The 22,682-nt window shown below is 69.2% G+C and carries 24 protein-coding genes and 3 pseudogenes; 6 read left to right on the top strand and 21 right to left on the bottom strand.

Going from position 1 to position 22,682, the window contains the following annotated elements; all coding sequences use genetic code 11:
* Positions 1 to 36: 36 nt before the first annotated feature.
* Complete coding sequence (locus ACIHCQ_RS39855; RefSeq protein WP_399673714.1) at positions 37 to 321, top strand: DUF1330 domain-containing protein; 285 nt, start codon at positions 37 to 39, stop codon at positions 319 to 321.
* 103 nt (positions 322 to 424) lie between these two features.
* Here ACIHCQ_RS39855 and ACIHCQ_RS39850 read toward each other — a convergent pair whose 3' ends face one another.
* The 9 genes and pseudogenes from ACIHCQ_RS39850 to ACIHCQ_RS39810 all read right to left on the bottom strand — a co-directional run bounded on the left by ACIHCQ_RS39850 (position 425) and on the right by ACIHCQ_RS39810 (position 5,643).
* Entirely contained in the window at positions 425 to 553 is a 129-nt protein-coding gene (locus ACIHCQ_RS39850; protein WP_399673712.1) for a hypothetical protein, read from the bottom strand.
* A 293-nt stretch (positions 554 to 846) separates the two neighbouring features.
* The gene (locus ACIHCQ_RS39845) at positions 847 to 1,125 is read right to left on the bottom strand and encodes a hypothetical protein (protein WP_399673710.1); all 279 of its coding nucleotides are present in this window, start codon (positions 1,123 to 1,125) and stop codon (positions 847 to 849) included.
* A 168-nt stretch (positions 1,126 to 1,293) separates the two neighbouring features.
* Positions 1,294 to 2,376: a hypothetical protein gene (locus ACIHCQ_RS39840; RefSeq protein WP_399673708.1), complete on the bottom strand. Its 1,083-nt coding sequence runs from the start codon at positions 2,374 to 2,376 to the stop codon at positions 1,294 to 1,296.
* A gap of 297 nt (positions 2,377 to 2,673) precedes the next feature.
* Positions 2,674 to 3,252 carry a hypothetical protein gene (locus ACIHCQ_RS39835; RefSeq protein ID WP_399673707.1) on the bottom strand — a complete coding sequence of 193 codons (579 nt, stop codon included), beginning with the start codon at positions 3,250 to 3,252 and terminating at the stop codon, positions 2,674 to 2,676.
* A 106-nt stretch (positions 3,253 to 3,358) separates the two neighbouring features.
* The gene (locus ACIHCQ_RS39830) at positions 3,359 to 4,036 is read right to left on the bottom strand and encodes a hypothetical protein (protein ID WP_399673706.1); all 678 of its coding nucleotides are present in this window, start codon (positions 4,034 to 4,036) and stop codon (positions 3,359 to 3,361) included.
* A 68-nt stretch (positions 4,037 to 4,104) separates the two neighbouring features.
* Positions 4,105 to 4,659 carry a hypothetical protein gene (locus ACIHCQ_RS39825; protein WP_399673704.1) on the bottom strand — a complete coding sequence of 185 codons (555 nt, stop codon included), beginning with the start codon at positions 4,657 to 4,659 and terminating at the stop codon, positions 4,105 to 4,107.
* 262 nt (positions 4,660 to 4,921) lie between these two features.
* On the bottom strand, positions 4,922 to 5,236 hold the full coding sequence (locus ACIHCQ_RS39820) for a bifunctional DNA primase/polymerase (protein ID WP_399673702.1): 315 nt from the start codon (positions 5,234 to 5,236) through the stop codon (positions 4,922 to 4,924).
* Positions 5,237 to 5,258: 22 nt separating this feature from the next.
* Positions 5,259 to 5,483: pseudogene (locus ACIHCQ_RS39815) on the bottom strand (bifunctional DNA primase/polymerase); the annotation flags it as partial.
* Complete coding sequence (locus ACIHCQ_RS39810; protein ID WP_399673700.1) at positions 5,473 to 5,643, bottom strand: hypothetical protein; 171 nt, start codon at positions 5,641 to 5,643, stop codon at positions 5,473 to 5,475. The pseudogene ACIHCQ_RS39815 and the gene ACIHCQ_RS39810, both read right to left, overlap by 11 nt.
* A gap of 320 nt (positions 5,644 to 5,963) precedes the next feature.
* Here ACIHCQ_RS39810 and ACIHCQ_RS39805 point away from each other — a divergent pair, with 320 nt between their 5' ends.
* Together ACIHCQ_RS39805 and ACIHCQ_RS39800 are read left to right on the top strand one after the other, a co-directional pair.
* Positions 5,964 to 6,872, top strand: a complete 909-nt coding sequence (locus tag ACIHCQ_RS39805) for a MerR family transcriptional regulator (RefSeq protein ID WP_399673698.1) — start codon at positions 5,964 to 5,966, stop codon at positions 6,870 to 6,872.
* Between the two features lies 1 nt (position 6,873).
* A pseudogene (locus ACIHCQ_RS39800) lies at positions 6,874 to 7,096 on the top strand (hypothetical protein); the annotation flags it as partial.
* Between the two features lie 332 nt (positions 7,097 to 7,428).
* Here ACIHCQ_RS39800 and ACIHCQ_RS39795 read toward each other — a convergent pair.
* The 8 genes and pseudogenes from ACIHCQ_RS39795 to ACIHCQ_RS39760 form a co-directional block, all read right to left on the bottom strand.
* Positions 7,429 to 7,635 (bottom strand): hypothetical protein, encoded by a 207-nt coding sequence (locus tag ACIHCQ_RS39795; RefSeq protein WP_399673696.1) that lies wholly within the window; start codon positions 7,633 to 7,635, stop codon positions 7,429 to 7,431.
* Between the two features lie 374 nt (positions 7,636 to 8,009).
* Positions 8,010 to 8,198, bottom strand: coding sequence for a hypothetical protein (locus ACIHCQ_RS39790; protein WP_399673694.1), 189 nt, complete (start codon positions 8,196 to 8,198; stop codon positions 8,010 to 8,012).
* A 749-nt stretch (positions 8,199 to 8,947) separates the two neighbouring features.
* Positions 8,948 to 9,421 (bottom strand): hypothetical protein, encoded by a 474-nt coding sequence (locus ACIHCQ_RS39785; protein ID WP_399673692.1) that lies wholly within the window; start codon positions 9,419 to 9,421, stop codon positions 8,948 to 8,950.
* 10 nt (positions 9,422 to 9,431) lie between these two features.
* Positions 9,432 to 11,075, bottom strand: a complete 1,644-nt coding sequence (locus ACIHCQ_RS39780; RefSeq protein WP_399673690.1) for an IS4 family transposase — start codon at positions 11,073 to 11,075, stop codon at positions 9,432 to 9,434.
* 122 nt (positions 11,076 to 11,197) lie between these two features.
* Positions 11,198 to 11,959 (bottom strand): hypothetical protein, encoded by a 762-nt coding sequence (locus ACIHCQ_RS39775; RefSeq protein WP_399673688.1) that lies wholly within the window; start codon positions 11,957 to 11,959, stop codon positions 11,198 to 11,200.
* A 433-nt stretch (positions 11,960 to 12,392) separates the two neighbouring features.
* Positions 12,393 to 13,127 carry a prepilin peptidase gene (locus tag ACIHCQ_RS39770; RefSeq protein WP_399673686.1) on the bottom strand — a complete coding sequence of 245 codons (735 nt, stop codon included), beginning with the start codon at positions 13,125 to 13,127 and terminating at the stop codon, positions 12,393 to 12,395.
* 405 nt (positions 13,128 to 13,532) lie between these two features.
* The gene (locus ACIHCQ_RS39765) at positions 13,533 to 13,766 is read right to left on the bottom strand and encodes a hypothetical protein (RefSeq protein ID WP_399673683.1); all 234 of its coding nucleotides are present in this window, start codon (positions 13,764 to 13,766) and stop codon (positions 13,533 to 13,535) included.
* 484 nt (positions 13,767 to 14,250) lie between these two features.
* Positions 14,251 to 14,595, bottom strand: a pseudogene (locus ACIHCQ_RS39760) (LexA family protein); the annotation flags it as partial.
* Positions 14,596 to 15,301: 706 nt separating this feature from the next.
* Here ACIHCQ_RS39760 and ACIHCQ_RS39755 point away from each other — a divergent pair.
* Together ACIHCQ_RS39755 and ACIHCQ_RS39750 are read left to right on the top strand one after the other, a co-directional pair.
* A complete protein-coding gene (locus tag ACIHCQ_RS39755) occupies positions 15,302 to 16,408 on the top strand; it encodes a hypothetical protein (protein ID WP_399673681.1) in 1,107 nt (368 codons plus the stop codon).
* Entirely contained in the window at positions 16,405 to 16,923 is a 519-nt protein-coding gene (locus tag ACIHCQ_RS39750; RefSeq protein ID WP_399673679.1) for a hypothetical protein, read from the top strand. The genes ACIHCQ_RS39755 and ACIHCQ_RS39750 overlap by 4 nt, the downstream gene beginning before the upstream one ends.
* A gap of 229 nt (positions 16,924 to 17,152) precedes the next feature.
* Here ACIHCQ_RS39750 and ACIHCQ_RS39745 read toward each other — a convergent pair whose 3' ends face one another.
* From ACIHCQ_RS39745 to ACIHCQ_RS39730, 4 genes are all read right to left on the bottom strand, one after another.
* Positions 17,153 to 18,652: an MFS transporter gene (locus tag ACIHCQ_RS39745; protein ID WP_399673677.1), complete on the bottom strand. Its 1,500-nt coding sequence runs from the start codon at positions 18,650 to 18,652 to the stop codon at positions 17,153 to 17,155.
* Between the two features lie 111 nt (positions 18,653 to 18,763).
* Positions 18,764 to 19,780, bottom strand: coding sequence for an NAD(P)/FAD-dependent oxidoreductase (locus ACIHCQ_RS39740; protein WP_399673764.1), 1,017 nt, complete (start codon positions 19,778 to 19,780; stop codon positions 18,764 to 18,766).
* 488 nt (positions 19,781 to 20,268) lie between these two features.
* Positions 20,269 to 20,433, bottom strand: coding sequence for a hypothetical protein (locus ACIHCQ_RS39735; RefSeq protein WP_399673675.1), 165 nt, complete (start codon positions 20,431 to 20,433; stop codon positions 20,269 to 20,271).
* Positions 20,434 to 20,502: 69 nt separating this feature from the next.
* Positions 20,503 to 21,318 carry an oxidoreductase gene (locus ACIHCQ_RS39730; RefSeq protein WP_399673673.1) on the bottom strand — a complete coding sequence of 272 codons (816 nt, stop codon included), beginning with the start codon at positions 21,316 to 21,318 and terminating at the stop codon, positions 20,503 to 20,505.
* Positions 21,319 to 21,522: 204 nt separating this feature from the next.
* Between ACIHCQ_RS39730 and ACIHCQ_RS39725 the strand changes: the two genes are divergently transcribed.
* Complete coding sequence (locus tag ACIHCQ_RS39725) at positions 21,523 to 22,146, top strand: TetR/AcrR family transcriptional regulator (RefSeq protein WP_383251545.1); 624 nt, start codon at positions 21,523 to 21,525, stop codon at positions 22,144 to 22,146.
* Positions 22,147 to 22,682 lie beyond the last annotated feature (536 nt).

Here is a 22,682-nt window from a genome sequence, read left to right as displayed (position 1 = left end):
AATAGTTCACGAGTTCGCGAACAATGGAGGTATTACATGAGCGCTTACATGGTCATCAGTGTGTCCCCCGAGGACCAGGAGAAGATGACGGAGTACGAGACCAGGACCCTCGCGGTCGTGGAGAAGTTCGGCGGCAGGCCCGTGGCCCGGGACACCAGTCCCGAAGTGTTCGAGAGCGACCACCGCCCGGCCATCGGTGTGATCCTCGAATTCCCGGACAAGCAGGCCGTGCTCGACTTCTACCACTCGGAGGAGTACCGGCCCCTGAAGGAGTTCCGGCACACCTTCGCCCGGGCGAGCGCCCTGGTCGTGGAGGCCTGAGGCGCGGCCGGCCGAAAGTCCCGAGGGCTCGGGTCCGCGGCACCGTTCGGTGCCGCGGACCCGAGCCCTCGTCCGTGTGGGCCGGAGTACTCCGGCGCCGCGCTCAGGCGGACCGGGGCGCGCCCGCCCAGACGGCCGGCGTGCGCTGTGCCCAGGGGACGGCCTTCTCCAGCTGCGCGGCGAGCCGGAAGAAAACGTCCTCACGTCCGTAGCCGGTCGTGTCCCGCGTCATGGTGTAGGCGATCAAGCGTTGCGGGTTCCGGTACGAGGCCGCCGACGATCTGGGCAGAAACGGCGCTCCACGAGGCGCCCCGCTGAGGCGAGTTGACCACCCAGCCGCAGCGGACAACCGTCCTCGACCTGCGGATTCCGCTTCTTTGATCGGCTACACCACTCGGCGGGACGCCATCGCAGACCATGGTGGTCGGCCCTGGCTCGTTGGGCCGCTTGGTCTCCCGTGGTCGGGAATCTCTTGTCAGCAGGGCAGATGCCCTGTGCCACCGGTGGAGCAGTCAAGTATGCCGATCAAGTCTCGATCACGGCGTCGCAGTCTGGGCAGACCACGGACGCGTATTGCGCGGGGTACCAGGGCGTCCCGCCATCCTCGGCGGTCGAGGGGCCTGTTTCCATGGCGAAGGTGTCCTTTCCGCACAGGGTCCGCGGCCCCGTGGCGGCGGGCTCCCCGGGGGCGGTGGGCGCTGCGTGCACCTTGCGGACATGCCGTTCCTCGCCGCCCTGTATCTCTGGGGAGGGGCGTGCGGGCACCGGCTTGTCGAGCTCGTACACGACGACGATGGTGCTCATGTACCCACCGTAGGAGCAGGAAGGGCGGATTCCCTGCAGCCTTGAGGTCGGATGGCGTGATCGGCTGGCACCGCTCTCACGTCTGCCCCGTGCGCGGCGGCGATCCGGGTCCGTCCGCCGGCTCAAGCCTGGCCACCTCAAACTCCACCCGATCTTCTCCAGCCCTGGTCACAGCCGGTCGGTGAACACGCAGCGGGCGTGCACGGCGAGCAGACGGGAAGGGTCCAGGGGCGCTGCGGGGGTCAGGCCGAGCGGCCCATACAGCAGGGCCGATCCCCTTTCGCGGGCGGTCTCCAGCCACGCGGCGGACACCGGCTTCGGCTCCGGGGCGCTCCAGAGGATGACGTCGTACGCATCGGGGCGCCATTCCCAGTGCGGCTTGTCGGGCAGGAGGGTGGCGTCCAGCAGCCGGACGATGCCGAGCAGGGTGCCGTTCGTCTCGTGGACCTTCAGCACCCACGCCGGATCTTCTTCGGGCAGCCCTTCGGGAATGTAGGGCTCCCAGGCCAGGCGCTCGTGCAGGTCGTCGTAGCCGGCCTCGGGACTCTCGGGGTCCGGGACCAGCGCGACCGAGGCGAGGCGACCGAACCCGGTCAGCGTGATGTCGGCCCGGACGCCGTACCGGGCAGGGTGAGCGAGACCCGAGAGGTCGAGCACCGTGCCCGGGTCGGCGTTCTTGGGATCGCTGCCCGGGACGGTGAAGGTGAAGGGCGACGCGTTCCTGTGGCCGGTGTTCTGGCCGCGCATGAGTCCGGGGTGCTTGTGCCCGTAGAACGTCCACAGGTCCAGCGCGTCCTCGAGGAGCGCCGAACGTTCCTCGGCGTTCAGCAGCTCGACGCAGCGGACCATGCTGTGGCCGTCGCCCGGAGGCGACGACTTCAGGGCGCGGAAGAACACCTGGGCTGCATTCGAGGCGAGGGAACCCGCATCCGGCTCGTCGGCGGCGTGAAGGCTGTAGACGGATCCGGCCGTCACGGCGAGCACGATCGGGTCCTCGGCGAGGAGCTTCGCCGCCAGGGACTGCTGGCACGGTGCACACCGCTCGAGGCACGCGCCGATCAGCGCGGACGCGGTCCGCATGTCCGGCGCGCCTTCGACTCCCCAGCCGCCGGGGTTGCCAGGCTGGAGGTCCTTGTCCGACGGTCCGCTGTTGTGCTGGTGGAGGGTGCTGGCGTTGGCGGCGGCGTACGCGGCGCCCCGGGACCGGCTCGTATTCCGCGCCCGGCTCTTGCGACCGTGGCTCTTGGACATGGCTCTCTCATTTCCCGCGCCCGGCCCCATGATCCGATGCGCGCGACGAAGAGCAGCATGCGGAAGGCTCAACGGCCGTACAGCCGTCGGAAGTTGACGTACACCTCGCACTGATGCTGCACAGACCGGACCCTCGTATGAGAGGCCGCGGGCACCTTTGCCGTGGTGCGCCCCGGTCATGGGCCGGGGTGCGGGCTTGGGCCGATGCGTCGGCCGCTGCCCGCACCCTACCGTTCCTGGACCGGGCCGGGAACCAATGGCCCAAGCAGCACACAACGTCTCGTTCTCGCCCAGGGGTCAGTGGATGCGGGAGTCCAGGTAGGCATTGATCCGCACGGCGTCACGGTGCATCAGTTCCGCCAGTTGCGGGCCCGCCCACAGTGCGAACGTCAGGGCGATCTCGCGGGCGTCCTCGACGGCGTGGTCCTGCCGGACGTAGTGCAGGTACGGCACGCCGATCCGGACCAGGCGCTGCCCGGCGGGCCTGTCCGATCGAGTAGCCAGCTCATCCGCGACGACCGACATGATCTCCACGGCCGTGGGGCCGGCCGGGTGCGCGTGCGTCTGGCTCCGGCACACCTGGTCGCCGAATTCGCGCAGCCACTGGTCGAGCTGGCCTCTGTTCTGGTTGAGCTGGCCGTAGAGGTAGCCGCACAGTTCGGCCGCGAGCCATTCGGCCAGCAGCAGTGAGTCCTCCCGCAGGGTGTCGGCCGCGTGCCAGTTCTCCAGGACGGAGGTCAGGTCGCTGTACATCTCCCGGTTGGGCGGTGGCGGTTCGTTTTGGCGGTGGTCGCGGGCGGCGTGGTCAAGCGCGGTCGCCCTGATCAACGAGAAGGCTGTGGTGCGCGGTTCGGGTCGGATGGTGGTCTCAGTCATCGCGGGACTCCGGTGGATGGGTGTCACGGTGTCGGTCGTCATTGCGCGGGCCGGCGCGGCGGCTGGTCGTCCTGCTCGGCTGTCACAGTGCGCGGTTCGTCCGTCGTCACCGTCCGGCTGTCTGCTTCTGGGTGGGGAGCGCCGCGAGCGGGGACCGGCGGCCCTTGGGGGTCGCGCGGACGGCGCGCCAGTCGATGCGGCGGCTTCGAGTGACGCGGTCCAGGTCGGCCTGGCGGTAGAGCAGGACGACGTCGTGCTTGTTCCACGAGGAGCGGGCGGTGGCTGCGTGGGTGAGGAGCCCGGCGCGGACAAGGTGGTCGAGGTCCGACTCCCGGATGCCGAGGATCGTGGCGGCGGCGTCGCGCATGTGGAGCTGCCCGGCGGCAGAGGCGCGTTCGACTTTCCGGCGGTCCGTGAGGTTCTCCAAGGTGAGCCCGCAGTACAGGGTGTTGCCCTTGTGGTCGCCGACCACGGGCAGGTGGCCGCGGCGGGCGAGTTCGGCGGCGGTGCCGGAGTGCACGGTCATGTTGAAGCGTTCGGCGAGGTGTTCTTCGGCGCGGGTGGCGCCGACGTCGGGCATCGTGCCGACGGCCTGCTTGATGGCGTCGATGCGGGTGATCGCGTCGTCGAATACGGCGGCGGACCAGCGGTCCCCGGCGACGTCGGGGCCGGGTAGGAGCCCGAGGCGCTGGGCGCGGGCGAACTGCCACAGCGTCAGGCCGGCGCGGTCGGGGAACTGCAGGGGGCCGTATGTCTTGAGCGAGCTGACAGTGGTGGTGGTCATGGTGTCGGTTCTCCGTTCGAGGTACTACGGCTGAGGGTGGTCGGGGGCGCCGGTGATCGAGCTGGGGTTCACCGGTAGGCCCCGTCCCACATCTCCTCGTCGGCGTACTCGCCGTCGTCGTACGCATCGGAGCCGTCCGTCTCGGCGTCCCGGTACTCCTCGTCCAGCGCGTCCAGGACCAGCTCCTGGTGCTTCTCCTCGTACGGGTCGTACGGTTCGCGGGCCTCATCCGCCATGTCCGCCCAGTACGCCGCCTCCTGCTCGGCTTCCCAGTTGGCGCGCTCGGCTGGGGTCAGGGATGCCAGCCACGCATCGTGCTGCGCCCGGCGGGCCTCGTCAGCGGCGTGGTGGTAGCCCTGCCAGATGTGCGCGGGCAGGTCGTGTTTGGGGGAGCACCAGGACCAGGTGCCGTCGAGCTGGTGATGGCCGGCGGCGCGGGCGCACCGGCCGCCGTCGATGGGATGCGCCAGGCCGGGGCAGAGCAGGACGAGTTCCGTCGAGTGCCGCGGTGTCGTACGGGGTGTGCGGCGCAGCTCGGCAAGGACGTCGGGGAAGCGCCGGCCGCTGGTTCGGGCGATCTGGCGGGCCTGGCGTTTGAGGTGGTCGCTGCCGGATTTGGTCACGGTCGTCTCCACAGCGGGACCCCACGCTTCCCGCCGGACGTCGCGTGAATTGGGCGCAGCCGGACAGACGGGTTCTTCGGGTGGTGCTGCGCGGGACCCTGGTGCGGTCCTTGTCCGGCGGCGCTGCCCCGGTGCGGCGTGGGCGCGGGGCAGCAGCGGAAACGGCGGTTCGCGGCATGCCGTTTACTACGGGATCTACCGTAGTGGGTGCCACTGACAATGCGGGGCGCGACCGTGGTGAGCAGGCTCTTTGGCGCGGGTTTCACGCTGGGAGGACCGTGAGCCGTTCTGCGATCCAGCCCGGGAGTTCGAGGATCGGGACGTCCCGGGTGATGGCGTAGGGCATGCCGTTCACGGCGGATCCGGGTCCGATGAGGTACCCGCCGCTGCGCCGGCCGGGACCGCGGACGTCGATGCCCAGCCCGAGCGCCGTCCGGCCGCCGGAGACGCTGGCGACGCTGGCGACGGTGCAGTCGCCCGGGGCACGGAAGTACAGGTGCAGGCCCCCGCTCGGGGTCCGCACCGTCAAGGTATCGGGCCAGTCCTCTCCGACCCGGGCGGCGAGGGCAGCGAGCACGGGCCTGGCCGTCCCCGTCGACGTCCAGGTCCAGCCCGACCACGTGGGAGGCGCGGCAGCCGACGCCGATGTTGTCGCCGCCGCGCCACACGGCGCGGATACGGGAGGGCTCGGTCAGGCAGCGGGCATGCCATCCGCCCCGGGCCGGCCGTCGACCGCCGGCCGGGAGCGGGAACACCGCCAGCCCGCGCCGGACCAGGTCGACGGCCGCGGCCGCGGCCGTGGTCGAGGTCGGCTCAGCACACACAGTGGTACTCGTGGGTGGCGCCGCACTCGCAGCAGTGGAATCCGGTGCCGAAGAACCCGCACTCCGCACAGCTGTACTCCCGGGGCTCGTCCGGTTCGTCGATGCCCAACTCATACATGTAGACCGGCCGTTTGGCTTTGTAGGTGACAACCGACTCCATCGGTAGGTCAGTTCTGACTCCACCTGTCGCCGGCGCAGTGTGCGACATCCCGTGGGTTCCCGTGGTTCTTGCCGGAACCCTGAGCCCCTGGCCTGGGGCTTCTCTCTCGTTCGCGTGATCGGCCGGTCAGTGACGTGACTTCGGGATTCCTGAAGCTTTCTCGTCCGGTCTGATCAGTCTGCAGTCTGGTCGAAGGCGGGGAGGCGCATGCTGTCGACGCTGGCGGTGGTGAGAAAACTCGGCAGAGTTCTGGAGAACTCACGGGATGTCGCACTGAGGCGCTTGAGTCTCCAGCCGCCGGAGGGTTCAGGATCTTACTCATGGACGACGAACGCCCCGAAGTGCTCACCATTGGCCGGCTCGCGCACCGCACCGGACTTCCGGTACGTACCCTGCGCTTCTGGTCGGACGAGGGGGCGGTGCCGCCTGTGGGCCGTTCCGCGGGCGGCTACCGGTTGTACGACGCCGAGTCCGTGGCCCGCGTCGAGTTGGTCCGCACCCTGCGGGAGCTGGGCCTCGGGCTCGACGACGTGTGCCGTGTCCTGAGTGGCCGCACCACGGTCGCCGGGGTCGCCGACGCGCATGTGGCCGCGCTCGACGCGCAGATCCGCTCCCTCAAGGTGAGCCGGGCCGTCCTGTCCACCGTGGCGAAACGGGGTTCGACCGTTGAGGAGACAGCACTGATGAACCGGTTGGCGCGGCTTTCCGCCGCCGAGCGCAAGCAGATCATCGACGAGTTCAAGGAGGAGGTGTTCGGCGGCCTCGACGACCCGCGCCTGCGCGACCGCATGCGCGCCTTCAGCATCGAATTGCCCGACGATCCCACACCTGAGCAGGTCGACGCCTGGATCGACTTGGCCGAATTGGTTCGGGACCCCGGGTTCCGCGCCCGGTTGCGCACATGGATGGAGCTCAACACGCCCGTACCGGGGCAGGGCCGTCCCCCCGGGGCGTCCATCTGGTGGGCCAGGCAGATCGTGCAGACCGTCGCGGAGGTCAGAAAAGGCGGGGTCGCTCCCGAGGGGCCGGCAGCGGCCGAGGTGCTGTCCGAGCTGTTCGGTGACGCCGATCGGGCCGCCGTGCTGCGCAGCCTGGAGGCCGGGATCGAGGCAGGAGCAGAGCACTACCGCAGGCTCGTCGGCCGTGTGCGCGGGCAGAATTCGTCGCCCGACGCGACCGAGGAGCTGGAATGGCTGGCGCGGGCCCTGCGCGCCGCGGATCAGACCTGACCTGGTGCTCGACCTCGGCACGGGGCAGGCCGCGACCTCGCGGTGCCGCTCGACCGGGACGAGCTGATCGCCTACGGGCCGCGGCTGTCCGACAACGGCGCCACCCGGCTGGGGACGACGGCGTTGGTCCGGAGGCCGGACCCGGACACGGCACGCGCCATCCCGACCCCGGACCGGTACGCCGACCCTGGGTGCACAACTGGCAGTTCGGCAGGCGGTCGTGATGACCAAGGACATCCAGGCCGACGTCACCGCGGAGACCCTTCGGATCGCTCAGCATCCTCGCGTTTCACCCGAACCCACGGATGCATCGGCCTGACGCACACCGATGGACCCGTGGGTTCGCGCTGAAGGACCTCCGGTTTCCCTGAACCCACGGGGATCAAGGCCCTGCGCTCGGGTAGCTACGGCGAAGTGACAAGTAGCTCTCTGTAGCCGATGTGACGGCGTGTTGTTCCGGGTTCGGGTGACCGCAGGCCGTTGGGACTGCGGACCAACGAGGCACGGATGCTCGATCTGGACGACGTCCGGTGGGAGTTTGGCCGGTTCGGCAAGCTCAACGGACGAAATTACAGACCTTGTCGGGCGGGCACGGCTCGCCAGTGCCGTGGTAGGTGTGCGCAACAATCACGCCGAGCACCACCAGCAGCAGCAAAAAGCCCCATATGACGATCGTTATCGGATGGAGGCTAAACCAAGCCGTTATCTTCTGGCGCCGGGTGCGGCGAGCTGGGCTGGCCGCACCGTGACGGTCACCCGTCATGATTCCCCCCTGGATTGCTCACTCTGCGGACATGAGTACCTGGGCTATTCTCACCTCTGCCCGACCGCATGCGTACTCGCCCGGGGCGAGTAGTAGCCGTACGGCGGTTAACGGTGAGATTGATCATGGTGGCCGGAGCGGCTCGCGCTGCCGGTCGGGCTTCAAGAAACCAAAGCCACGTTGACTACAGGCCGTTACTTGTCACTTCGTCGTAGCTACCCGAGCGCAGGGCCCAGAACGATGTCGACGAGAGCTGGAACCACCCCGCGCGCAGCGCGGATGCTCGTCTGTGGTGCCCGAACCGACCGACGATCCGTCCATTCGGAGATCGCGAATGGCGTCAGAACTCAGCGACATCTGGCTCCCGAACCCACCTACGAAGCCAGCCGTTCGAGCACCTCGACGGCCGCCGCGTACGTCGTGACGTCGGTGTACTCGGTGAGGACCTGGCAGAGCGCGTCCCGGCGGGGATCGTCCAGGATGGCAACCGCGTTGTGGTGTCGGAGGCCGAACGTCTCTTTGAGGTCGGCGAGTTCCTTCTTGCGGGCGTGGTTCTTCGGCATGGCGTAACCCCTCCAGCACCGCGGCGATCCCGTGACTCGCCGCGCAGGAAGCGTCGGCCGAAGAAACTGTCGAAGAAAGGCTCGGCGCGGTGCACCTTCGGAGGAACGTCCGGTCACGGGCCGAACGGGTTCCGGGCCTTCGAGCCGGGCCCACGGTCTACCGACCGCCACCTCATACGGTAATGGACGCCCCTGACACTGAACGGGGCGTCGCGGCGCGGTGCGCGAATACGCGCCTCCGTACGGCGCCGTGCAGCGCCCCGCGTGTCAGCCGGTCGTTGTCCCTGACCCCGACGGCCGCATTCGGACACCGCCACCCGTACGAGCCGACGTCCCGTGCCCCGCACGCCCGGCCTACGCGCCAAGCGAGTCGATCAACTGGCCCTGCACCAAGCGGAGGCGCACCTCACCCTGGGCCGCCCCGAGCAGGCCCGCATCGCGTGCCCAGGCATCCGCGGCCGCCTGCACCTCCGGATGGGCCGCCGCCACCCTCGTCCTCGCGCAGGCCGGAGCCTCCGACCAGCCGTCCGATGCTGGACAGCGCGCCCTGGACGTCCTCGACCGGGTGCCGCCGAGCCGCCTGCGCGCCACCGCCCGCACCCGGCTGGATCGCCTGGAGGGCCTGCTCGCCGCCCGCCCCGCCGAGTACGTGGCCGATCTACGCGAACGCCTGCGCACCCTGTCGCCTCCCGTTGAGCGTCCGGTGCCGCATCGGCGTGACGCGCCGTGCATCCGACGGCGGACTGCCCTCAGGGGTGGCGGAATCCGCGGTCGGGGTCGCGGGCCTGATCGGGGTCGAAGGCGGCGAACCAGTCGTGCGGGGCAAGATTGACCATGCCCAGTGCCTGATGGATCTCGTTGTCAGGCTGCTCGATGCCGTCGAGGGAGTGGTCGAACAGCATCAGCACGTCGTGGTCCTGGAAGAGGACGTCGGAACAGGCGTCCCAGTCGAAGTCCGCCCGGTCTTCGGGCAGGCCGGCCACCGTGTCCCGCACGAGACGCGGCCGGTTGCGCGTCAGGTCCTGGGCGCGGGCGATGCCGAGGTGCAGGGCCATCTCCTCGCCGGTGCTACGCGGTTCAACCTCGGCGTTGGCCGAGCAGTCGGCGGCCAGGTCGTCGAAGGCCCGGGCCATCTGCCGCCGCCAGGGACCGTCTTGGTGCCAGGTCACCCGCGGCAGCGAGCCGAAGAGCACGCCGGCGCTCCGCTGGGCCGGTTGATCCAAGGCCGGGTAGTTAGCGCTGGTGACCGGGGCGCAAGGCAGCGGCTGTTGGCGGTGCGGCTGCCGCGTAGCGGCCTGTACGGATCCTCTTGATCAGCCCTTTCTCGGTCCAGCGGGCGAGTTGCCGGTAAGTGGCGACGAGGGTGACGTCGCCGAGGAGCTCGGCGATCTCTCGGGCCCGCCACTGCCGCTCGGGCTCTTCCTGCAGCACAGCGAGGACGCGCGCCATGCGGTTGCTGGTCTTGCCGGCACCGACGTACTGGGGGACCGTGGCCGCCGGCAGTTCGGGGCGAGAAGGCGGGGGCTGTAGGAGCGTGATCGTCACGGCAGTCACCGTCTGGCTCGCGTCCGGGCGGCCGTCCAACTTCCGTTCCGGATAACGGGAGATGGGCGATTTCACCTTTCGGGTGCTGACGCGGGGTCGGCGTGCCGGCAGCAGCGCTGCCAAGACCCTGCTTCCCATTGTCCCGAGGCCCTGCTCGAGGATTCCTTCCGCGCGTACCAGCAGGTCGCGGGCTGTGTGGAGGGCGATGGTGAAGCCGCAGCGGTCGGGATCGGTGCCCGGCCGGGACTCCGCCGCCTCGACCATGGCCCGGCGCAGCAGCTGGTAGAGGACCAGCAGGGCCCACATCTCCTGCTCGACGCCGACCGGGTCGCACGAGCGCAGCACGCGCCCGTTGAGGATGGTGTGACGCAGCGCGTAATAGGCGCTCTCGTGTTCCCAGCGCTCGTGATAGAGGCGCACGTGGCGGTCGGCGGGGAAGCGGTGGGCGTCCAGCAGCGTGGTCACCAGGCGGTAGGTGCCTGCGAAGCCGCTGCCGTCCGAGCAGGTGACGCTGACCTGGGCCTCGATGATGCGTACCGGGACGCCGCCGATAGCCGACAGGTAGGAGGCATCTGCGAGGGTCTTCAGCACTGGTGGGCGGCGGCGCCCACTAATGCGGCCCACGATGCGGGCGCCGGTGGTGTGTACGGCGGCGAGGAAGTCGTTGCCGTCGAAGCCCCGGTCCCACAGCACCAGCATGTCGGGGCGAAGGTGCGAAAGCAGCCGGGTGGCGTAGGAGGTCTCGCCCTCCCGGGTGGGCCCGAAGATCGCGGCGATCACCGCCCGGGTTCCGGTCTCGACCAGCGTCATCAACTCGAGTTGGGGATAGCCGCCGTGCGGGCATCGGCCCAGCCGGCCCCGGTTGCGTTCGCTGTCGGCGGTCTTGATGGAGCTGCAGCCGTCGAAGGAGACGGTGCGGTAGGGGCCGAAACGGGCCCCGGGGGTGTGTGGTTGCGCCAGTGCTCCGGCCACCACATCGAACAGGGTCTTCAGCGGGGCGCAGCCTACCCGGCGTCGAAGGTCGCGCAGGCCCTTTGTGCTCGGTGCCGGGAGGAGGCCGCCGAGTCCAGCCGTCATTTTGTCCCACACCAGCCGGTATCCGACCTCCGGGAACAGGCACATCGCCAGGAGGAAGTACACCCCGACTCGCGAAGGCAGATCCCGCAGCCGCTGCTGGACCGCACGGGTCTCCTCCAGTACGGCGTCCACCAGTTCGAAAGGCAGGAAGGGTGTCAGTCCGCCCAGGTGCCCGGCGGCGAAACGCCCTGCGGCCAGGGTGATTTCCCGCGAGAGGGTCGCCAGGGCGGGCGGGGAGGCAGAATGGACAGGCAACGCGGCTCCATGGGCAGGACGTCTTAGTCGACACCTGCTTCAACGGGGCCGCGTTGATCACGTTCTGCACACCGCGACGGGCCCCGCCCCGCCCCGCCCGCCTTGCACCCCGGCCGGAAACCTTAACTACCCGGCCTTGCCGGTTGATCCCCCAGCGTGGACACCTCCTGCCACGCCTGGTCCGACAGTTCCTGAAGGGCCAGGTGCAGCACCGCTCGCGTGCGCGCGGTGAGGACCTCCTCCCCTTCGTCGTCTTCTTCGTCCCAGTCCTCGCTCAAGGGGTCGGCTCCGCCGTGGCGGGCGCGGGAGCGCAGCTGCTCGCGGACACGGTGCGCGGCCTCTTCGGGGGCGGCGAGCGACGTGTCGATGATCAGCAGTTCGTCGGAGAACGGTTCGGCGCTCAGCAGGACGGCGGCCTCCGTGAGGAGGGCCGTCTCCGTGTCGCCGGAGACACGGGGGAGGACCACGGCGTACTGGTTGTCGGTCAGCCGGTCGATGATGCTGGAGGTCAGCCCGGCGACGATCCAGGGGTCGTCCCAGGGTGTGGCAATGTGGAGGTCGTCGACCACGAGGACGTTGCCCGGCAGGTCGACGAAGTTCTCGTACTCCGGGGTGAACTGGCCGTCAGTGTCGAAGAGTTGTTCCGCCACCACCGCGGGGAAGGAATGCTCGTCGGCGATGCGCTCGTGAAGGTTGTGGGCCTTCCAGTACAGGCCGCGCGTCGCACGCACACGGGCCACCGTCTCGTCGTCGGCGAGGAGGGAGATCAGCCAGGTCTGCACGCCCTCCGCGGCAGGATCGATAAGCCGGTGGGCATGCCGGAACTCCAACTTCAGGGTGCTGGGATCCGCCTTGGCATCAGACCTGGTTGCCTGCTCGGTCATCGACTTCCTCTCGCAGTTCAGCCGCCCGCGACGGCGCGAATCTAGGCTAGCCAGCACGGAGGCCGCCCCGTGCGCCATCAACACAAAGCCCCCGAACCCAGCGGCTCCTCGGGGATGTTCGGGAGATGTGTTCGGGAGTCACCGCCGCCTTCACGGCCACGTCACGAGAAACCATGCTGGCCTGAAGGTGGCGGTGATGCCGGTGGACGACAAGCCGAGGCAGCGCCGATGCGCGTACAAGCGCTGGCGCCGTCTGCTGCCGAAGAGCGCGTCGCCTCGCCGCCGATACTGTCGCTGGCATTCAGTCCCGCGCTCAACGGCGCGATTGATCTTCACTTATCTGCAAGGTGTCGGGAGAGTTTGACTCCCTGTCACCTTTTTCGTTTGGGTGGCTCTCGTTCCCGCGCGTTCCCTCGGCTTCGGGAGGCGGGATTCAAGGGGCGTAGGAGCCCAGAAGCACGCCGGCGAGCGTCCCGGCGGGCAGGAACGGACCGAACGGGATCCTGGTCGTCCGGCCTGCCCGGCCCGAGAGGATGAGGCTGATGCCGTACAGCGCGCCGAGCAGGTACCCGGCGAGGGTCCTGACCAGGACGATCGCCCAGCCGTACCAGCCCAGGACAGCACCCAGAACGAGGGCGAGTTTCACATCGCCGAAGCCGAAGCCCTTGCTGAGGAGGAAGAGCGCGAAGTAGCAGGCGCCGAGGATGAGGGAGCCGAGCAGCGCTGATGTCCAGCTGCCGCCGGCGTCGGGCAGCACCGCGGCGACGCCGAGCAGGACGAGTGCGGCCGCCGCGAGCGGCAGGGTGAGCGCGTCGGGTAGCCGGTGCGCCCGGTAGTCGACGGTGGCGAGCAGCACGGCGGCCGGGGTGATCAGCAGCCAGACCACCAGCTCGGGGCGGGCCCCGGTGGCGGCCGCCAGCAGGGCGCAGACCACGGCCGTGGAGGAGGCGACGGGCAGGGTGCTCGGCCCGTAGGCGTCCCCGGCGGCGCAGCGGGCACGCCCCCAGCCGCTGCCGGTCCGGGTGCTGGTGAGGTGTTGGCCTGCCGGGCACGCCGACCGCCAGGGCTCCTGGGGCGGCACGGAGAACCGGTACGCGGGACGGGGTATGAACACGCCCGTGCCGCAGCCCCACAAGGCGGCAGCCGTGATGATCAGCAACGTCTCCACCGGACGGAGCCTATGCTCAGCTGCGCTCGGTCCACTCCTTCAGGGCCGTGGCCAAGGCGCGCACGTCCAGGTGCCCGGCGGACACCTGGTCGGCGAGGTCGGCGGCCTCCTTGGCTGTGAACCGTACGGGCAGGCCGGAGGCGTGCAGGTAGCCGGCCGCGACCGTCGCGCCGAAGAGTTCGTTGCTGTTCCAGGGCCGGCACCCGCGCCAGGGAGTGGAAGAGGGCCGCGGCTCGGTGATGCGGCCGCGGATATACGGGTTCGTCCAGGACGCGGAAGGCGTGCCGTGCGCGGGCCGCCTCCAGCGCTCCCCAGTCCGTCACATCAGGGTCGCCCAGTTGCGTGCGGGCGATCTCCATGAGCCACGGAAGATCTACCGAGAGGTCCACTGAGTCGCTGCCCGCCCTACGCCGCGGAAGCAGCGGTACCGGGCTGCGGGCCGAACCGGCTGGCGAACTCCTCGCGCACGCCGGGCGTGGCAAGGAAGAGGGCACTGCCCTCGAGGAACCGCGCCTTGTTGAGCTCCTGGGCCAGGACGCGTCCGGCGTACACCGTCGGATCCTCGTGCCTCTCGTGCGCCTCGCGCTCAAGCTGCGCCCACTGTTCGTCATCGAGCTCAATGCGAAGTTCCCTGGCCATGCCCTCCACGGTAGCGGGGCCCGGTCCCCGCCGGGAAGGAATTGGCTGGTGAGCTCCGTCGAGGGGCGCCGTCACGATGTCTCCTTCGTCTTCCTGCGGCGTACGCGGTGGCCCCGACTCCCGTGGGGACGAGCGGGGATCAACGGAACAGTCCTTCAGGTGCCAGGGTGGTGATCAGGAGTGTCGCAGCGCGACGGAGCAATCGGCGGCAGAACGTCGAATCACACGTTCAGCTCAGGCACCGGCCCCGTCAGCCCCGGCGCACCCGGCGGCCGGGGCAGCGTGGACGGCGGAGCCCGCCCGGGAGCCCTTCGCACGTCGACCGGGCGGGCCGCCCCTTCTGTGCTCTTCGTGACCGGCCTGCTGATGACCGCTTTCCCAAGCTGGCTGCTCCGCATGCCCTCACCCCCGCGCAGCAGCGTCCGGCCACCGCGGTTCGGGGGACGATCGGCAAGCCCCGAACATGAGGCCCCGCATCGTGCTCTCAGACGATGCGCAGCACGGCGACAACTTTGCCGAGGATGGCCGCCTCGTCGCCTGGGATCGGCTCGTACGCCGCGTTGTGGGGCATCAGCCACACCCGGCCGTCCTTGCGCCGCAGGCGCTTCACTGTGGCCTCGCCGTCCAACAGGGCGGCGACGATGTCACCGTGATCGGCCGAGTCCTGGCGACGGACGATGACGTTGTCGCCCTCACAGATGGCCGCCTCCACCATGCTGTCCCCCACCACCTTCAGCGCGAACAGTTCACCTTCGCCGACCAGCTGGCGTTCTGTGTACGGTCCGCGTGTTGTCAGAGGTCGTGTTGCCGTTACAGGGGGCGTGGGTTGTGGCCGAGTGGCGGCTGTTCTGGGTGGGTGACGGCGGCACGCCGACGGCAGGCTCCCCGGGACTGCTTGGGCGCTGGAGCGATCTGGAGGCGCGTGAAGGGTCCTTAGGGTTGCGTGAGGGGATGCCGATCCTGGTCTCGCCGGACGGACGAGTCGATCCGCGGCTCAGCGCAGTGCTTCGGCATCGCGACTTTATGGGCAAGGCGGAGGGCACTCGGGAGACTTACGCGCCATGCTTTCGAGTGTTCTTCACCTTCCTGTGGCGCCGGGGCCGGAACTGGGATCAGGCCACCCGGGCTGATCTGGAGGATTGGGAGGACTGGCGGCAGAGAGGCGATGGAAACCCGAGCCTGATCGTCGGCTCGACGTGGAAGAAGGAGCTCGCAGCTCTCCAGTTGCTGTACGGCATTGCGAAGAAGCTGCGGTTCATCGCCGAGACGCCCGTGGTGACGCGCCCGGTGGCGCTGCCGAACGGGATGGTGGTGGAGTCGCCGGAGCTGGCCCCGGGGGACGTGCGGAACTCGTGCGTGAAGTGGCTGACGCCGCGGGCCTTCCGGTTGTGGCGTGACGTTGGGCTGGCCGGGATGCTGCCGGACGGACTGGAACGGCCGGGGTGGCCGGGGCGCAATGACGGCCGGGACGCCGCGTTTGCGGACTTCGTGTACTCGTCAGGCCTGCGGCGTCGGGAGGCTGGCACGGTGCTCACGTGGAGCTTCCCGAGCTGGGGGCTCGGTCGTATTACTCGGGTTGGGTGGGCAGGGCGGTCGCCAAGCGGGCCGGGCGGTTCTACTACGTCAGCCATCCAGCCCTGCAATCGGTTGAGGTGTACCGGGCCTCAACCCGGCAGGCCTCGATCCGGCGCGCTCAGCGCGCGGGATCGTACGAACGCATTCCCGGGCTGCAGGTCGTTGAGGAGGTCGGGCGGGGCCGGCGGGTGCGGTGGACCGAGTCGGACGGCCGGCTGCGTGAGGGGCACGCGAACGAGCTGACGGCCGCGCAGCGGATGCGGATGTTCGTTCGCGGTGAGGACGGACTGGAGCCGGCGATGGTGTGGCTGACCGAGACGGGGATGCCGATGGCGTATCGCAGCTGGACGAAGACGTTCGAGCGGGCAAGTGACCGCTGCGCGGCCGCGGGCGTGAGGCTGTATGCGACCCCGAAGATGCTTCGGCATTCCGTGGCCTGGTTCATCTACCGGCAGCCCGGCGGCCGGATCGCGCTCGGTCTGCAGTACGGGCACGTCGGCCGTACCCTCGCCGCCGCCTACGGCGGACGGACCAAACAGGACATGCTCAAAGTCCTAGACTTCGAACGGCAGCTCGCCCTCGCCGACACCCTCGCCGAGGCCAGCGACCGCCTCGCTGACGGCGAAGGCGTCAGCGGCCCGGCCGCCGAGCGGTACATCGACGCCGCCCACGAGTTCGACGCCCGCTACGCCGGCGGCTTCGCCACCCGCGCCCAGCTCCGCGCCTTGATGAACAACCCGCGCCTGCAGGTCTACGAAGATCCCGACGCGCTGCTGACCTGCAACCACGACCCGTACAAGGCTCTGTGCGACCCGCAGCGGGGCCGGAGCACCGCGCTGCGTACCCCGAGCTTCGACCGCTGCCACGCCGCCTGCGCCAACATCTCCCGTACCGACACGCACATCGAGCGTGCCCACCAGGAAGTCGAACGGCTACGCGGCGAGATCGCCGACGGACTCAACCCGGCGCCGCTGGCCAAGCGGCTCAACCAGCGCGTCGAAACGCTCGAGACGATCATCCACCAGCACCAGAACACCCGACGCATCCCCCGGCAGGCCCAGCCATGACCCACCCCACCGACACGGACCCGGGCTCGGATCAGGCAGCGCAGATCGGCGCAGTCATCGGCGCAGTCATCGGCGCAGTCATCGGCGCCGCCATGGCCGCCTCCGGCTCAGGCGGGCGCAGCCCGTCCGACACCACGGAGATCCTCGCCATCACCGACGCCATAGTGCGGCTGCTGATCGGTCTCCCCTTGCGCTCGGACGGACAGCTCACCATCAAGTCCCTCGCCGAGGAAGCGGGGCTGAAGCGCAACAAGCTCACCCACAAGCACACCGGGCTGAAAGACCTCTTCTATGCGCTCGTCCGTGCCCAGCATGGCCGCCCGCACAACGTTGACGCCCTTCACAAAAAGCACGAAGAGCTCAAGGCTAAGGCTCAGGCCCTAAGGGAAGAACGCGATGACCTCGTGCTCCAGGTCCAGCAACTGGTCCGCGTCGTGCAGGTCCTGGAGCTGGAGAACGAGCATCTGCGGCAGTTCAGCCAGCACCCCGTTGTCCTCCCCTTGCCCCGGCACTGACAGGTCGACCCGTCCCGCTGCCGCCACGTCCGTAGTGGCCGGCGGAAAAGAAAACCGATCGGTTTCCAGGGTGGGGCCGGGCTGTCGCACACGGCAAAGGCGGGCAGGAGGCGTCCGTTCGGTAGAGGCCGGCCACCACCCTGGAGATGCCCTGCTGTCCTGCGCTGATTCGTGTCCTGAGAACAACAGTCATCGCGGGTAGCAGGGCATCTCTAGGGTAGATCCAGGCTCAGTGGGCCATCACGGGCTCGCCCTCGGACGGCTCCAGGGCCCGATTCGGAATCAGGAGCGCCGCGATCACCGCACCGACCAGGAAGAACCCGGAGCCCCACGCGAAGGTGGCTGTGTAGCCCTCGACCCCGGCCTGCGCCGCGGCCAGCGCGCTGGGCTTGTGCGAAGACAGGTAGTCGGTCGCGGCCGACGAGGCAATGGTGGTCAGCAGCGCCGTACTGATCGAGCCGCCCACCTGCTGACCGGTGTTGATCAGCGCCGAGGCGACACCCGTGTCATCGCGGTGCAGGCCTGAGGTCGCCCCCTGGAACGCGGTGGTCATCACCGCGCCGAGGCCGAGACCCATCAGGATCATGCCGGGCATGATGTGGGTGGCGTAGGTGCTGTCCAGCTCGAGCCGGGTCAGCAGGGCCATACCGGCTGCGGCGACCAGGAAGCCGGCGCTGACGACGATCTTCGGGCCGACCTTGGGCAGCACCAGCGTAGGCATCGTGGTCGACGAAACGACGACGCCCGCGACCATCGGCAGGTACACCAGACCGGTCTTGATCGGCGAGTAGCCGAGGCTGGCCGCAAAGTAGTAGGTCAGGAACAGGAAGATCGAGAACATCCCCATGCCGATGACGAACACCGCCACGAACGAACCACCGCGGGTCCCGTCCAGCACGACTCGCAGCGGCAGCAGCGGATGCGCGACCCTGGACTCCAGCCAGACGAACACCACGAGCAGCACCGCGCCGACGATCATGGAGCCGAGGGCGACCGGGTCGGTCCAGCTGGTGGACTCTACGTGCGCGAACCCGTAGACGATGGCGAACAGCGCGGCGCTCACCACGACGATGCCCGGAATGTCGAGTTTGGGCTTCTTGGTGATCACGGGCTTGGCCAGCAGCAGCAATGCACCGATCAGGGCGGGGGCCGCGAAGGCGACGTTCACGTACATCACCCAGCGCCACGACGCCCATTCGGTGAGCATGCCGCCGACCAGCAGCCCGATCGCGCCGCCCGCACCACCCAACGCGCTGAAGACACCGAAGGCCTTCGCCCTTTCTGACGGTTCGGTGAAGGTCACGCTGAGCAGTGAGAGTGCCGCGGGCGCGAGCAGCGCGGCGAAGAGACCTTGGGCCACACGTGCCGCGACGAAGATCTCCAAGCTGGAGGCCGCGCCGCCGAGAACGGATGCGGCCCCGAAACCCGCCAAGCCGATCACGAAGAGGGTACGTCGGCCCAACAGGTCACCGAGTCGGCCGCCGAGCAGCAGCAGGCTGCCGAACGCCAGGGCGTAACCCGTGATGACCCACTGCCGGCTGCCGTCACTGAAGCCGAGATCTTGCTGCGCCTCGGGCAGCGCGATGTTCACGACGGTCGCATCGAGCATGACCATGAGCTGTGCCAGGCCTAGCACGACCAGCACCCACCAGCGCACGGCATGTGAGCCGCGAAGGCCCGACTCTTTCTTTCCGGAGGCGGGCGCCCCGCGGTCGATGCTGGTACTCATTTTTCCCCTTGCTTGCTGGGCATGACTGAAAGCCGTCTGGAAACTGATTGGTTTCCTCACCGATGAAGGTGAGGCGAGCGGGTGACGGGCTGAGATCTCAGGGCTTCGAGATCATCGTGTGGCCGCTTTGGGGCTTCCCTCGGCGATCCCCTGGAGGGCCGCGTCGGTGTCCGCGGTGGCCAGCATGCTGTTGATGTCGGCGCCGGCCAGTGCGCCGGCCGCTGCGGAGGCCCCGACCTGGGCGACCAGATCGGTGACGTTGCCGGCCACCCACACACCCGGCACCTCGGTGGTGCCGGCCATGCCGGAGGCGAAACCGCGGCCTTTCGGCAGGTCCCGCACCGGCAGGCCCAGACCTTCCAGGCCCTGGGTGCGGGCCTGCATCGGCGCGGCGACCGCGAGGACGCGGCGGGCCACGACCTGGCCGTCGGCCAGTCGCACCCCGGCGAGGGCACCGTCCGTGTCGTTGACGACCTCGGTGACCGGGGTGTCGATGATGCGGATGCCGCGGGCGGCGAAGCGGGCGCGGCTGTCCTCGTCCAGGTCAGTGCCGTGGGTGAAGTAGGTCAGGTCCTCGGTCAGCTGACGGAACAGAAACGCGTGGCCGATGGAGGCCGGGCCGGTGGCGAGGATACCGATGGGCTCGTCGCGCACCTCCCAGCCGTGGCAGTACGGGCAGTGCACCACACTGTGCCCCCAGTGCTCGGCGAGCCCGGGCACCTCCGGCAGCACATCCGTGAGGCCGGTGGCCACCAGAATGCGGCGAGCGGTGATGCTGCGGCCGTCGGCCAGGGTGACGGTGAACCGCAGGTCCCCGTCCGCCGACGGGGCGGCAGACTCGGCCGAGACCACCTCGCCGAACACGACGCGTCCGCCGTACTGGCGCACCTGCTCCCGGCCCCGTCGAAGGATCTCGGACGGCGGGGTGCCGTCCAAGACGATGAAGCCGTGCACGGCCTCCGCGGGCGCGTTGCGCGGGGAGCCGCTGTCGATCACGACGACCGAGCGGCGGGAGCGGGCGAGGATCAGTGCACCGTTCAGCCCCGCGGCGCCCCCGCCGATCACCACCGCGTCGACGGTCCCCTCGGCCAGTGCGTCGCTCGCGTACGGAGGAGTCGCCACAGCCATGGCCTCCTGCCTTTCCTTGTCAGTCATGGTTCGGTCAACCCTTCGAGTTCTGGGTGGTTGGAGGGGGGTCAGCTGTTCAGAAAGCCGAGGATGTGGTCGGCGACCGTCACGACGGTGGCTGTTCACCGCGTGGAGAGTCCGGCTCCGGTTTGCTTGGGACGTTCGTGATGTACAGATCCAGTACGGCGACGAAACTCGCCGTCGCCAGGATCGCGAGGATCAGACCGGCCTTGCCGGCCTGGAAGGCATCGCAACGCCGGGCGGCGCGGAGGAGTTCAAAGGCATGGGTTGCCCTCAATCGCGCCAGGCGTGCACGCAGCCTGTCCGGTGAGCTCAGGACCGTTGTGTACTGAACAGTCAGAAACCTAGGCAGTTCTGTACTGAGTTGTCAAGTGCGACAGGTCGGCCCTCGCTCACCACGACGATGCCCGGAATGTTGAGTTTGGGCTTCTAGGTGATCACGGGCTTGGCCAGCAGCAAGGCACCGATCAGGGCGGGGCCACGAAGGCGGCGTTCACGTACATCACCCACCGCCACGACGCCCATTCGGTGGGCATGCCGCCGGGCAGCAGCCCGAACCGCTCGATGGTTTCGGGCCCGTAGATGCCGGCGAAGTCCTCGCCGAGGCGAACAGCGGAAGACCGCAGTGCCACGCTCCGATCGAGACTCAGCGTGGACCAGGTAGGGGCCGGTTTGATGCAGGCGCCGGGTGTACTGCGGGGTCAGCCGGCCAGTCGGTTGAGCTTGCGGATTTGTCTGTCGAAGGCGCGCGAGGGCACGATCCGGCGCAGGACGCTGACGCGTCCGGCCATCGAGCCGGCGGTGTACCGGAGCTTAGGCTTGGAATCGGTGGAGGCCGCGACGATCACCTTCGCGACAACGTCCGGGTCGTCGGCGGTGCGCAAGGCCGTGGCCAGCACGTCTCGGGAGACCTCCCGCTGTGCGGCGTAGATCGGCAGGGGCGAGTCGGGTGCCAGGCTGCTCGCCTCGAAACCCGTGCTTGTGTAGGCCGGCTCGACCAGCAGCATCCGGACGCCGTGCTCGCGAAGCTCGTGGTCGACGGACTCGGAGTAGCCCTCGACCGCATGCTTGGTGGCGGCATAGATGGCCATGAAGGGGGCTGGGATCAGACCCAGTACCGAGGAGACGTTGACCACGCGGCCACTGCCCTGGGCGCGCATGTGGGGCATCACTGCGTTTGTCATCCGAATCAGACCGAAGACGTTGACGTCGAAGACCTCCTTGGCCTGGTTGATCGAGCTCTCCTCACCGGCGCCGACCGCGCCCACGCCTGCGTTGTTGACCAGGACGTCGATCCGGCCGAACCGCTTGACCACCTCCTCGACCAGGGAGCGGACCGACTCGTCGCTGGCCACGTCGAGATCGAGGAACGTCACCCCGGCGAGCGGCTCGACGTTCGCCGCGTTGCGGCTCGTGCCGACCACCGCGAAGCCGGCGCCCACGAGGGCGAGCGCCGCCGCCCGCCCGATCCCGGAGGAGGCGCCCGTCACGAGGGCCACCGGGGAAGCTGTCTGCATGTTGGTTCCTTCGGTTGTGGGCATGACTTCGTCGTGCGCTGTGCGAGGTCGCCCGCGCTGAGGCCGACACGGTCCGCACCGGTCCTGCAAGCCCGGACCAAGCCTGTCCGGGGAGCTCAGGACCGTTGTGTACTGAACAGTCGGAAACCTAGGCAGTTCTGTACTGGCTTGTCAAGAAGGGCGGGTCGGCTTTACCTTCTGTGTATGGCGAGACCACGAAGCTTCGACCCCGACCACGTCCTCCATGCCGCCGAGCGGCAGTTCCGCACCTCGGGCTACAACGGCACGAGCGTCGACGACATCAGCGCCGCCACCGGCCTGGGCCGCGGCAGCCTCTACGCCGCGTTCGACGGCAAGCACGGCGTGCTGCTGCAGGCGATGGCCGGCTACTTCGCCCGGCTGGGGCAGTTTGCGCCGAAGGCGCTCGCCGGACCGGACGAGGGCGCCCTGGAACGACTGCACGCGTACTTGCTCCGCGCCGTCCACGGGGTGCCACTCGCCGCCGACGTACCCCCCGCCCCTGACCGGGCGGCGGCGGCCTGCTTCGCCGCCAAAATGGCCCTGGAGATCGGCGCCTCCGACTCCGAGGTGAAACGCCTGGCCAACGACTGCTTCTCCGTGCTCGCGACGGCGGTGGCCGAGTGTGTGCGAGCGGCGCAGCGCAACGGCGACATCGACCCCGACGCGGATCCCGACGACCTTGCATACCTTCTGCTGACCATCATCCGCGGGACCGATGTCGTAGGCGCGTACGGCCACAGCCCCGCCCGCCTGACCTCGATTGCGGAGAGCGCGTTCGCCTTGCTGCCTCGCCCACGCCACCACTGACAAGGGCACGGCCGGCCTCATTGCACAGGCATCTGATGCGGTCTGCCCACTTCGACGCCGCGGAGGCACGGCCCGTAGGTTTACGCGCCGCCGGGCGGTCGTCTGGGCGGTGCGAAGAACTGCGCCCGCATCCAGTCGAGTTGCTCCACCGCATGCGCGGTGTCGCCGGGCTTGAACTGCGCGGTCAGTCGCCGAACGCCTCGCCGCCAGCAGACGGTGGTACTTCGGCCGCCGCTCCGCCAACTGGGACCATGTTTGCAGGAATTCGTGCCAGCGCTCCGCCTCGGTGCCCTCGTAGAGCTGGGTGCCGTCCCCGCGGACGCGGGGAGCGGTACGGACTCCCGCTGGGCGTCGACGAGTGGGCGACCGGTCCGATCGTCGCCATCCTGCGCGAGCGTCAGCCTGACGTCCTGCTCACCCACGTGGCGAACGCCCCCGTACAACCGGGACCACAACCAGGCACAGGCGACCACCCTGCTGACGCGCAGGATCGCCCAGGCCCACGGCCACCACCGCGCACCCGGCCGCTCGTCGCT

Origin of the sequence: Streptomyces sp. NPDC052236 (genome assembly GCF_044548015.1) — a bacterium.
Classification (GTDB): domain Bacteria; phylum Actinomycetota; class Actinomycetes; order Streptomycetales; family Streptomycetaceae; genus Streptomyces.
Note: the sequence above shows the minus strand (reverse complement) of the source record. Positions and strands in the feature narration are given on the sequence as shown.